General features: G+C 71.1%; 10 protein-coding genes. 5 read left to right on the top strand and 5 right to left on the bottom strand.

Translation table 11 applies throughout. The features are described 5' to 3' along the window. Positions 1–3: 3 nt before the first annotated feature. From AC1DWR_RS01650 to AC1DWR_RS01635, 4 genes are read right to left on the bottom strand one after another with little or no spacing between them, the layout of a single operon-like run. Entirely contained in the window at positions 4–2,169 is a 2,166-nt protein-coding gene (locus tag AC1DWR_RS01650) for a molybdopterin-dependent oxidoreductase (RefSeq protein ID WP_477623418.1), read from the bottom strand. Further along, on the bottom strand, positions 2,166–3,128 hold the full coding sequence (locus tag AC1DWR_RS01645; RefSeq protein ID WP_477623417.1) for an alpha/beta fold hydrolase: 963 nt from the start codon (positions 3,126–3,128) through the stop codon (positions 2,166–2,168). Before AC1DWR_RS01645 ends, AC1DWR_RS01650 begins: the two co-directional genes overlap by 4 nt. Positions 3,129–3,151: 23 nt before the next feature. After that, the gene (locus tag AC1DWR_RS01640; RefSeq protein ID WP_477623416.1) at positions 3,152–3,505 is read right to left on the bottom strand and encodes an Hpt domain-containing protein; all 354 of its coding nucleotides are present in this window, start codon (positions 3,503–3,505) and stop codon (positions 3,152–3,154) included. Continuing rightward, on the bottom strand, positions 3,505–3,867 hold the full coding sequence (locus AC1DWR_RS01635) for a response regulator (RefSeq protein WP_477623415.1): 363 nt from the start codon (positions 3,865–3,867) through the stop codon (positions 3,505–3,507). The genes AC1DWR_RS01640 and AC1DWR_RS01635 overlap by 1 nt, the downstream gene beginning before the upstream one ends. Positions 3,868–4,101: 234 nt before the next feature. Here AC1DWR_RS01635 and AC1DWR_RS01630 point away from each other — a divergent pair, with 234 nt between their 5' ends. The 5 genes from AC1DWR_RS01630 to AC1DWR_RS01610 all read left to right on the top strand — a co-directional run bounded on the left by AC1DWR_RS01630 (position 4,102) and on the right by AC1DWR_RS01610 (position 10,982). Beyond that, the gene (locus tag AC1DWR_RS01630) at positions 4,102–4,518 is read left to right on the top strand and encodes a response regulator (protein ID WP_477623414.1); all 417 of its coding nucleotides are present in this window, start codon (positions 4,102–4,104) and stop codon (positions 4,516–4,518) included. Next, on the top strand, positions 4,515–7,121 hold the full coding sequence (locus AC1DWR_RS01625; RefSeq protein WP_477623413.1) for a hybrid sensor histidine kinase/response regulator: 2,607 nt from the start codon (positions 4,515–4,517) through the stop codon (positions 7,119–7,121). The genes AC1DWR_RS01630 and AC1DWR_RS01625 overlap by 4 nt, the downstream gene beginning before the upstream one ends. A 170-nt stretch (positions 7,122–7,291) precedes the next feature. Then, positions 7,292–8,137 (top strand): ice-binding family protein, encoded by an 846-nt coding sequence (locus AC1DWR_RS01620; protein WP_477623412.1) that lies wholly within the window; start codon positions 7,292–7,294, stop codon positions 8,135–8,137. A gap of 5 nt (positions 8,138–8,142) precedes the next feature. Further along, a complete protein-coding gene (locus tag AC1DWR_RS01615; RefSeq protein WP_477623411.1) occupies positions 8,143–8,913 on the top strand; it encodes a L,D-transpeptidase in 771 nt (256 codons plus the stop codon). Positions 8,914–9,005: 92 nt separating this feature from the next. Further along, the gene (locus tag AC1DWR_RS01610) at positions 9,006–10,982 is read left to right on the top strand and encodes a thioredoxin domain-containing protein (RefSeq protein ID WP_477623410.1); all 1,977 of its coding nucleotides are present in this window, start codon (positions 9,006–9,008) and stop codon (positions 10,980–10,982) included. Here AC1DWR_RS01610 and AC1DWR_RS01605 read toward each other — a convergent pair. Further along, entirely contained in the window at positions 10,960–11,580 is a 621-nt protein-coding gene (locus AC1DWR_RS01605) for a histone deacetylase (RefSeq protein WP_477623409.1), read from the bottom strand. The genes AC1DWR_RS01610 and AC1DWR_RS01605 overlap by 23 nt on opposite strands. Between the last annotated feature and the right edge of the window lie 46 nt (positions 11,581–11,626).

Here is an 11,626-nt window from a genome sequence, read left to right as displayed (position 1 = left end):
TCCTCAGGCTGGGGTGAGGGTGATCGGGATGCCGTTGAGGGCGGCCGTTCCCGTAAGGGCGTCGACGAACAGGTCGTCGGCGAGGACGTTGCTGTTGACGCCGGCGTGCGACGCCGCGACCGCGGTACGGGCGCCTGGACTGGAGTGCCCCCAGCCGTGCGGGATGCTGACGACGCCCGGCCGCACCGTGTCGGTGACCTCCACCGGCACGGTGATCGACCCGGCCCGCGAGCGGACGACCGCGTCACCGCCGTCGCGCAGCCCGAGCCGCGCCGCGTCCTCGGGGTGGACGTGGGCGGTGCAGGTGTTGGCCCCCCGCACCAGTGGGGCCAGGTTGTGCATCCACGAGTTGTTGGAGCTGAGCTGACGCCGCCCGATGAGGACCATGCCGCCGGTCGGAGCCGTCTCCAGCACGGCGACCAGCCGTGCCACGTCGTCGGTGATGGCCGTCGGTGTCAGCTCGATGGTGCGGCTGGCGGTGCGCAACACCTCAGGGATGCGAGGTGAGAGAGGTCCGAGGTCGCGTCCGTGCGGTGCGGCTTCGAGGTCAGCGAGGGTCAGGTCGTAGGGGCCGCCGCGAAGCATGAGGTCGAGCAGCCGCGCAGGTCCGTGCCGCGGCTCGCTCACGGCCGGGTCGAGCTGGTAGCGGGCCGCTGTCTGCGCGGCCAGGAGGTCGTCGAGCCGCTCGACGTCTGTCTTGGGCCCCTGTCCGGCCGCGATTCCAGCCAGACGCAGGAGGGTCTGCCACTCCTGGGGCAGGTCGGTCTCGATGGCGGCCGGACTCCAGTTCGCCATGTTGCGCACGGACAGCTGGGTGAAGGTCAGGTCGAAGTGGTCTCGGGCGAGCGGGGACGGCCCCGGCAGGATGACGTCGGCGTGCTCACTGGTCTCGTTGAGGTAGACGTCCAGCGACACCATGAGGTCGAGGGTCTGCACCGCCGCACGGAGCCGGTCGGCGTTGGGGGTGCTGAGGCAGGGGTTGCCTCCGACGACCACCAGGGCACGCACCTGCCCCCACCCCGGCGTGAGGATCTCCTCCGCCAGGGTCGCGACGGGCAGCTCCCCCATCACCTCCGGGAGGCCCCGCACCCGACTGCTCCAGCGCCCGTGTCGCCACACCTTGCTCGGCGTATCGCCTTTCGCCGCAACGCTGTTCGTCTGTCCGGCCGGGGCGAGCGGGAACATCGCGCCGCCCTGTCGGTCGAGGTTGCCGGTGATGACGTTGAGCACGTCGACGAGCCAGCTGGCGAGGGTGCCGAACGCCTGCGTCGTCGTCCCGATCCGGCCGTAGACGGCTGCAGCCTCCGCAGCTGCGAGCTCCCGGGCCATCCGCTCGATCTCAGGGGCCGCGATGCCGGTGTGCTCGGCGACCGCGTCCGGCGTGAACGGGGCGGCGAGCCCCGTCAGTGCCTCGAGCCCGGTCACGTGGTCGGCGAGGTGGCGCAGGTCGGCAAGGCCCTCGCGCAGGATGACGTTGACCAACCCGAAGAGCAGGAGGGCGTCGGCGCCCGGCCTGATGGCGTGGTGCTCGTCAGCCAGCTCGGCGGTGCGGGTCCGTCGCGGGTCGACGACGACGACCTTGCCGCCACGGTTGCGGATCGCCTTCAGCCGTCCGCGGGCATCCGGCACGGTCATCAGCGACCCGTTGGAGACCAAGGGGTTGGCGCCGAGCATCAGCAGGTGCCGAGTGCGGTCGAGGTCCGGCACCGGGATGGTCATGGGGTCGCCGAACAGGTAGCCGGACGAGTAGTGCTTGGGCAGCTGGTCGACGCTGCCGGCGGTGTAGATGTTGTGGGTGCCGACTGCGCGGTAGAACGCACGGCCGTAGAGCGTCACCCCGAGGTTGTGCGAGGAGGGATTGCCCAGGTAGAACGCGACCGCGTCAGGGCCGTGCTCGGCGATGATCGGCACCAGCCGTCGGTCGATCTCCTCGAACGCCTCGTCCCAGCTCACGTCGTGCCAGTGCCCGTCACGTTTCACGAGGGGACCGCGCAACCGGTCGGGGTCCTCGTGGAGCGCCTTGAGCGAAGCGCCCTTGGGACAGATGAAGCCGTGCGAGAAGGCGTCGTCCGCGTCGCCGCGCACGGACGTGACCGTCTCACCGTCGAGCGTCACGGCGAGGCCACAGGTGGCCTCGCACAACGGACAGGTCAGGTATGCCGTGGTCATGGGCTCGGGGCGAAGCCGTGGTCTCCCAGCCAGGTCACCATCCGGTCCCTGACTGCGTCGGGCACCTCGAGCTGAGGGGTGTGCCCGACTCCGGGGAGGAACATCGTCTCCCAGGACGGGTTCGCGGCAGCGACGGCTCGCGCGGCCGCGACGGGGACCAGCCGGTCCAGCTCGCCGTGCACCAGCAGGACGGGCCTGTCGATGCTGCGCATCACCGACCGGTACCGGCGCGGGTTCGCCAGCACCCTCATCAGAGACCGCGCGGCGCCGAGGAAGGCCGCCTCCTGGCCCGGCACACCCCGGCGATGTGCCGCGAGGACGACACCGGCGTCGACGACGTCCGGGTTGGCGCGACTCGGATCGGCGAAGCACAGGTTGACGACGCTCTGGACCCGTTGGCGGTCGCTGGTCCGCCGGGTCAGCAGCTCCAGGTAACGCTCACCGACGAACGGTGTGGCGTAGACCAGGAAGGTGGCGCTGACCGCGAGGTCCGGGCGTTGCCGTGGCACCGGGATGGACGGGTCGATGAGCACGAGCCCTTCGACCAGCTCGGGGTGGGCCGCCGCCGTCAGCAGTGCGACCATCCCACCCATCGAGTTGCCGACGAGAACCGCGGGACGCCCCACGACCTCCCTGACGAACCGCGCCAGGAGGTCTGCGTTCGCCTGCACCGAGGTGGACCGGTTGGTCCCCGGCGTGAGTCCGAAACCCGCCTGGTCCACGGCATACACGTGGTGCCTCTGAGCAAGCGGCGGCGCGACCCCGACCCAGTTGAGGTGCGAACCGCCGAGGCCATGCACCATGACGATCGGCACTCCCGCAGTGGCGTCGTCCGCCTCGTCCGGCCCGCCGTAGTCCACCCAGTGCACCGGCCCGCCGAGGTCGGTGACCCACCCGGTCCCGCCCCAGGGCTCGGCTAGCTGAAGGCTCGCGGGCCGCGATGCCGTCTCTGTTGTCACCTGTTGCTCACCCTCAGAGGATCTCAACCAGAAGTCGGGATCGCCAGTGCCTCGCGCAACCGTTCGACCACGTCCAGCCTCCGTTGGGCCCGGACCTGTCCGTCCTCGGCGTCATCCGCCTCGTCCAGCAGGGACTCCAGGGCGCGACCGAGCTGGCTCGCCTCACCGAACCCGAAGGTGCCTGCCGAACCCACCAGGGAGTGTGCGGCCCGGCGCGCGGTCAGCCGCGCGTCGTCGGCCGGGCCCCCGTCACCGAGGCGGTGAAGGGCGTCCGCGATGACCTCCACCCGCGCGAGGTTCGTGAGCCTGGCGCGGTCACGAAAGGATGCCATCGCCGGCAGCGCTGTCTCCGGATCGATGGGCTGGTCGGGGGGCATCAGGACCAGCCGAGAATCGTGGACAGCTCAGCCGGGAGCAGCATCGGGTCGAACGGCTTGCGCAGCACCCCGTTCACTGGCAGGGCCGCCAGGGCGGCGCGCTCGGCGGCCAGGACACTGGCCGTGAGCAGCACGATGGGTATGCCGGCCGTGGCGGGATCAGCCCGCAGGGCCACCACCGCCGTGGGACCGTCCATGCGCGGCATCATCACGTCCATGACGATCGCGTCCGGCTGTTCGCTGCGAGCGCGGTCCAGCGCCTCCTGGCCGTCGGCTGCGGTGATGACGATCCAGCCGCCGACCACCTCCAGGCTCATCTGCGCCACCTCGAGGATGAGCTCGTCGTCGTCGACGACCAGCACTCGGCGGGCAACGCCTTCCTGAGAACCGTGCGCGGCCCCGTTCACCTGCAGGGGTGCTGGGATGGGAGTGGTTTTGCGGCCATTTGGCCAGTGTGCAGCACCTTCACCCCCTGCGCACACTCGACCGGCTGGCGCACACACTGCGCGTTGGCCGCGAACCGGTGCCGCAGGGTCAGATAGAGGGCACACTGTGCGCATGAGGACAAAAGCACCAGCGAGCGACCAGCGCACTCGATGAGCGACGCCGGGGGTGGTGCCGCGGGACCGACAGGGGTGGGGGCCCGACGGGTTCTCGTCGTCGACGACGACGAGCTCATCCTCGAGGTGGCCCAGATGTGCCTGGAAGCGGTGGGAGGCTGGCAGGTGACCACGGCCAGCAGCGGCCAGGAGGGGCTGGACCGGGCGGTGTCGGAACGACCCGATGCCATCGTGATGGACGTGATGATGCCCGGCATGGACGGCCCCACGACTGCTGTGGCGTTGCGCGAGAACCCGGTGACAGCCGGCATACCCATCGTCCTGCTCACGGCGAAGGCCCAGGGAAAGGGGCAGCCGGACCTGTCCGCACTGCCGGTGGTCGGCGTCCTGAGCAAGCCGTTCGACCCGATGCTCCTGCCGGGAACCTTGGCCTCGATGCTGGGCTGGTCGTGACGACCGCCACCGCCGACGCGCAGCGAGGTCCCGCGTGGGTGCGCCGGCTCCGGTCGGGCGACCCGCTCGGCGGCCTGCCGCTGGGCCGCGCCCTGCTCGTGGCGGCGGTGGTCGCGATCATCCTCCCGCTGCTCGTGGTCACCACTGCCCTGACCGGCTTTGCGGCTGTTGAGCGCGCCCACGCCAAGGCCACCGGCCTGCTCACGGCCCAGCAGTACCAGCAGGATGCCAACCTGATGTACGCCACCCTCCACGGCGACGTGCTCGAGTCGCTCGAGGCCTTCGGGGGCAACAACGAGACCGGCGCCGAGCTCGCTGCCCGCACCCGGACCCACGTCGCCCGGCTCGAGAACGACCTGCGCAGGCTGGCCGCGTCGACACTGGACAGCACGCTCGCCCCGGACGTCCGCGCCCTGGATACGAGGCTGAGGGCCTACGCCGCCGAGGCCGTCCGGCTGACCGATCTGGCCACCACGTCACCGAGCCGGGCTCGTGAGGAGCACGCGGCCTTCGACGACGCCTTCGACGAGCTGGGGGGGCCACAGTCGACGTTGACGGCCGCCTTGGCCCGTGAGGCCGGCACGGCGAACAGGGCAGCCGACCGTCGGCAGGAGACGGCGATCCGCTGGACGGCCATCGTCGCGGCCGCGACCTTGGGCGCGATGTTGCTGCTTGCCTTCGCGCTGTACCGCCTCGGTGTCGGGAACGAGGCTCTCTTGCGGCGCGTGGAGGAGAACGCCGAACAGCTGGCCTTCAGCAACGCCGAGCTCCAGGACGCCCAACAGCTCGCTCACATCGGCAGCTGGCAGTGGGACCTCGCGAGCGGGCAGACCCAGTGGAGCGCCGAGTTCTACCGCATCCTCGGCATCCACCCGGACACCGAGGGCGATCACGCCGACCTGTTCACCGCCCGCGTCCACCCTGAGGATGCCGCCGACGTCGTCCGGGCCCAGGAGGAAGCAGCCACCGCGCAGCGTGATATCCACTCGGAGTACCGCATCGTGCGCCCCGACGGCACCGTCCGCGACGTCCGGGCCATGGGGCGGGCGGTGCGCGACGACTCCGGCACCATCGTTCGCCTGGTCGGCACGGTGCAGGACGTCACCGAGCAGCGCGTGGTCCAGCGGATGAAGGACGAGTTCGTCGGCGTCATCAGCCACGAGCTGCGCACTCCCCTGACGTCCATCCGCGGCGCGCTCGGCCTGATGGCCGGCGGCGCCGTGGGAACCCTGCCGCCCAAGGCGCAGCGGATGGCCGATGTCGCGCTGAACAGCTGCCAGCGCCTGGTCCGCCTGGTCAACGACATCCTCGACGTGGAGAAGCTGTCCGCCGGAAAGCTCGAGCTCGACCTGGAGCTGCTGTCCGTGGACGAGCTGGTCGCTGCGGCCCTCGAGGAGATGCGTGCGATGGCGCAGCAGGCGGGGGTGACGCTCAGCGCGAACCACAGCGACGCCTTCGTGCTCGCCGACCGGGACAGGATCGCCCAGACGCTGGCGAACCTGCTCAGCAACGCGGTGAAGTTCTCCCCCGAAGGTGGGGTGGTGACGGTCCACGCCGGGCCGGCGTCGCCCGAGGCCGGTGGTGACGACATGGTCCTGTTCACCGTGACCGACCAGGGCCCCGGGATCCCCGCCGACAAGCTCGAGACCATCTTCGACCGGTTCGCCCAGGTGGACGCCTCGGACACCCGCGCCAAGACCGGCACCGGTCTCGGCCTCCCCATCTGCCGTGGCATCGTCGAACAGCACGGCGGCCGGATCTGGGCGACCAGCACACCGGGGTCGGGCAGCACCCTGACGTTCATCCTGCCGGCCGCCCCGGCTCAGGTGGAGGACGAGCAGGCGGGACCCAGGCCGGTGGGCGCTGTCCTGATCTGCGACGACGACCCGGACATCGTGGAAGTCCTCGCCGCCATGCTCGAAGCCCACGGCTACTCCACCCTGACCGCCCGCACCGGCCAACAGGCCCTGGAGCTTGCCACCGGCCAGGCACCCAGCCTGATCCTGATGGACCTGCGCATGCCGGGGATGTCGGGCTGGGAGACCATCGCCGCCCTCGGCGCGAACCCGGCAACCGCGCACATCCCGGTCGTCATCCTCAGCGCGCTGGCCCCGGACGACTACGCCGTCCCCACCGCATCCGCCTGGCTGACCAAACCCGTCGACCAGGGCGCCCTGATGAGCTCCTTACGCAAGGCGCTGGGCACCGACGCCACCACCAGCGTCCTCGTCATCGAGGACGACGAGGACCTGGGCGAGGTCCTCAAGGGCTTCTTCACCGACCACGGGGTCCACGCCCGCGTGGCCCACACCGGGATGCAGGCCCTGGCCATGAGCCGTGAGGTGGCACCTGACCTGCTCGTCCTCGACCTGGGGCTGCCTGACATCGACGGGTATGCCGTCGTCAGCGCCTTGCGCCGCGACGAACGGCTGCGGTCCCTGCCGATGGTCGTCTACACCGGCAGGGAGCTCGACGAGACCGACCGGCGCCGGCTGCGCCTGGGCGAGACCCGGTTCGTGACCAAGGCGGGAGAGTCTCCGGAGGACTTCGAGCGACAGGTCATCGGACTCCTGCGGACCATCACGTCCCCCACCCCAGCCTGAATCCCCGACAGCGGAGCCATCCCACGAGTCGTGGCAGGCCAACGCCCCTTTGACAAACCGTAGAAAGGGGGCGACCCTCAACACGAGCAACAGCGGGGAAGATTCGCGCGGGCAGCGCCCCCAACTGGTTCGGCCGTCCGCAGCATTTCCTTTCTGTTAGGGCGCCCACCGTGGCCACACGTCGCATCTCCATCCCTTCTGCCGCCTCCCTTCCCACTCACCGCAGCCGCCGGCTTCTGACCGTCGCCTGCGGGCTGGCCATCGCACTCGTGGTCGGCTTCGTGGGGACGCGACCCGCGGAAGCGGCCACCGCTCCCGTCGGGCTGGGCACTGCGGCCAGCTTCGCGGTGCTGGCCGGATCGACCATCACCAACACCGGAGCGTCCCGCATCAGTGGAAGCGCTGGCGTCAGTCCAGGCTCCGCAGTAGTGGGCTTTCCTCCCGGTCTGGTGTTCAACGGGACGATCCACCGCGCCGACGCGGTGGCGCGGCGGGCCAAGTCCGATCTCACCACCGCCTACAACGATGCCGCTGGGCGGAGTACCACGGCGACCGTACTTCCGGAGCTTGGCGGCAGGACACTGGTTCCCGGCGTGTACAGCGGGACCACGCTCGAAGTGACCGGCGCGCTCACCCTGAACGCCCAGGGCAACCCGAACGCCGTCTTCGTCTTCAAGTCGGCCAGCACCTTGGTGACCGCTTCCGGGAGCCGCATCCGGCTGATCAACGGCGCCAGCCCGTGCAACGTCTACTTCCAGGTGGGCAGCTCGACCACGCTGGGGTCGAACTCGGTCTTCGTCGGCACCGTGATGGCCCAGGCCTCGATCACGGCAGTCACCGGCGCCACCATTGCCGGTCGACTCCTGGCCCGCACCGGCGCGGTGACGCTGGACCGCAACACCATCACGCGGCCGGGCTGCGGGACTGCCGCTGCATCCACCCCGTCGGGCGCCGGCACACCGGGAGTTGCAGGGGCTGCGGTCCCAGTGCGCTCAGGAGCCCGTTTCACCGGGTAGAGGTCATGCCCCGGCGACGCCTGCCCCAGCTCTTCGTGATCGCCTTGGCGGCGACCGTGCTGGCAGGCTGCAACCCCACGGCCCCGACCGCAGGCCCCGCGCCCGCCACCGCTACAGGGTCGGTCACCGCCACCCGTGCACCCGCGGCAGTCACGACGGCGCCGGGGACCGGCGACTCACCGTCGGCCACCTCAGCCCTCTCGGCCACCGCCGTGGGGCAACCCCTGCCCGTGTACGCAAAGCCGGACGGCCCGGTGACCCACACCCTGTCGAACCCCCAAGCCAACGGGGCGCCCCGGACGCTGCTGGTCATGAAGCGCGAGGGAGCCTGGCTGCAGGTGTCCCTGCCCGTCAGGCCGAACGGCACCACCGGCTGGGTGCGGAGCACCGACGTGTCGACCGCGCGGGTCCTGTACCGCATCGCTGTCTCCACCACCGCTCACCGGCTGCGGCTCTACAAGTCCGGGCGACTGGTCGCCACCTTCCGCGCGGCGACCGGCACCGGGGGCACCCCCACCCCGCTGGGCACGTTCTTCCTGGCCGAGCTCCTGGCCCCGACCAACGCCGGCTACGGCCCGTACGCCTACGGCCTGTCCGCCTTCTCGGACGTCCTCACAAGCTTTGGCGGTGGTCCGGGCCAGATCGGACTCCACGGCACCAGTGACACCTCCAGCATCGGCCGCTCCAGCAGCCACGGCTGCATCCGGCTCAGCAACAAGGACATCACCACCCTCGCCAAGCTCCTGCCCCTGGGCACCCCCGTCACCATCGCCTGAGCAGGCTCAGCACCCACAGCGCCACCAGCACCCGCTGCACCGGCTCCACCCGCATTCGCCCTCCCCGAGGCCTCTGAGGGAGAGTGGGACCCATGCCGAACCGTCTGGCCGACTCGACCTCCCCCTACCTGTTGCAGCACCAGGACAACCCCGTCGACTGGCAGGAATGGGGTCCGCAGGCGTTCGCCGAGGCGCGCGAGCGAGACGTCCCCGTCCTCCTCTCGGTGGGGTATGCCGCGTGCCACTGGTGTCACGTGATGGCTCACGAGTCGTTCGAGGACCAGGACGTGGCAGGGGTGCTCAACGCGGATTTCGTCGCGGTGAAGGTGGATCGCGAGGAACGACCCGATATCGACGCGGTGTACATGGCGGCCACCACGGCCCTGACGGGACACGGCGGCTGGCCGATGACGTGTGTCCTCACGCCGGACGGCGACCCCTTCTTCGCCGGCACCTACTTCCCCAAGGGTCAGTTCCTCCAGCTCCTCGCGGGGGTCACCGACGCCTGGACCACCCAGCGCGACCGCGTCCTCGAGAGCGGCGCCCACATCGCTTCGCGGCTCCGCGAGCTGTCGGCCCCGGTCACTGGACAGGTGCTGGACGAGGGCGCACTCGAAGCGGCTGCGGTGCAGCTGCGTGGCCAGTTCGACCACGGCGCAGCGGGATTCGGCGGTGCGCCGAAGTTCCCGCCGTCGATGGTGCTCGAGTTCCTGCTGCGCCACCACGCCCGAACCGGGTCCGAGGACGCCCTCGCGATGGCGGCGAGCACCTGCGAGGCGATGGCACGCGGCGGCATCTACGACCAGCTCGCGGGCGGGTTCGCGCGCTACTCCGTCGACGCGCGCTGGGTGGTTCCCCACTTCGAGAAGATGCTCTACGACAACGCCCAGCTGCTCCGGGTCTACACCCACCTGCACCGGATCACCGAGGACCCGTTGGCTCGCCGCGTCGCCCTGGAGACTGCCGAGTTCCTGCTCCGAGACCTGCGCACCGACGAGTGCGGTTTCGCCTCGGCGCTGGACGCGGACACCGACGGCGTCGAGGGCCTGACCTACGCGTGGACACCGGCCCAGCTGGCCGAGGTCCTCGGTGACGACGACGGCGCTCGGGCGGCCACCCTGCTCACCGTGACCACCGGCGGCACGTTCGAGCACGGATCGTCCACCCTCCAGCTGCCGGCCGACCCTGACGACGGGGCCTGGTGGGCCGACGCGCGACGCCGGCTGTTCGAGGCACGCCAGGCACGCCCGCAGCCCGGCCGCGACGACAAGATCGTCACCTCGTGGAACGGTCTGGCCATCGCCGGGCTCGCCGACGCGGGTGCCGTCCTCGGCAGGCCCGACCTCGTCGAGGCCGCCGCGGCGTGCGCTGAGTTCGTCGTCGCGACCCACGTCGTCGACGGCCGCCTGCGCCGGACGTCGAGGGCTGGCACGGTCGGAACCGCCGCCGGTGTGGCCGACGACTACGGCAACCTGGCGGAGGGGCTGCTCGCGCTGCACCAGGCCACCGGCGACGCGAAATGGCTTGCGACCGCACGAGATCTGCTCACCACGGCGGTCGAGCACTTCGCCGCTGACGACGGCGGGTTCCACGACACCAGTGATGACGCCGAGGCGCTGTTCACCCGCCCGCGCAGCGCCGCCGACAACGCCGAACCATCAGGCCAGTCGGCGCTGGCCGGCGCCCTCCTCACCTGCTCGGCCCTGACCGGGGACACAGCGATGAGAGACCGGGCAGAGGCAGGGCTCTCAGCAGCAGGGCAGCTGGCCTTGCGCGACCCGCGCTTCGCAGGCTGGACGCTTTCGGTGGCCGAGGCGTCGGTCACCGGCCCCTTGCAGGTTGCCGTCGTCGGCACGGGCGCCGATGCCGACGCCCTGGCCGGAGTCGCGCGCCGCTCGGCCTCACCCGGACTGGTCGTGGTGCAGGGCGAGCCCGATGCCCCGGGGCACCCGCTCCTCGCCCAGCGGCCCCTCGTCGGTGGTGGCGCCGCGGCATATGTGTGCCGTGGTTTCGTGTGCGACGCCCCGGTGACGGACGTCGCGGCGCTCACCGCGGCGCTGGCTCGCTGACGAGCTCGGTCAGCCGGGCCGCATCCCAGTCGGGCTGCATGCCCGGGCGCCCGAGCAGGTAGTCCGTGAGCTCGTCGTCCGACAGGTCGTGGGCCTCGCGGACGCCTGCGGCGAGCGTTCGCAGGTAGGCGGGTGTCGGTGAGTTGGGTTGCACCGCAGTCGGATCCGGCGTCGTGAAGGTGAGGACCGGCGTCCCCTCGAGCTCGCCGACCAGGTGGAGGGCTTCGTAACGACCCGGCCCCACCTCGTGCCGCGCGTGCTCGAGCACGTGCGAGAGATCGAGGTCTGCGCCCGGCGCCCGATGCATCTCCTGGGCAGCGACGTCGGCGAACTGCTGCTCGGTCACGAGGTAGGCGCGCGCCAGCGTCGTGCCCGCCGTGTCGGCGTCGTAGAAGGCGATCCCGCCACCCCACGTCGGCGAATCCCACCCGAAGACCAGCTCGCCCGGCAACGTCAGCGCGCGGTCGTCCTGGGGAGGACTCTGGTCGCGGGCGCCCGGGTAGGTGCGGCTCGCGCCCTCAGGCCGACCGCCGCCCAGGTAGCACTGGAAGCGGTCGCGGGAGAGGTTGCTGCCATAGCTCGCGTACCAGACCTGCACACCTCCACCATGCCACGCCGAGGCCGGTGCCACCCCACCACCGCTC

The sequence above is a fragment of the Pedococcus sp. P2_E2 genome, assembly GCF_056403955.1.
The sequence above is the reverse complement of the archived record's forward strand: the minus strand, read 5'-3'. Positions and strand labels throughout refer to the sequence as shown.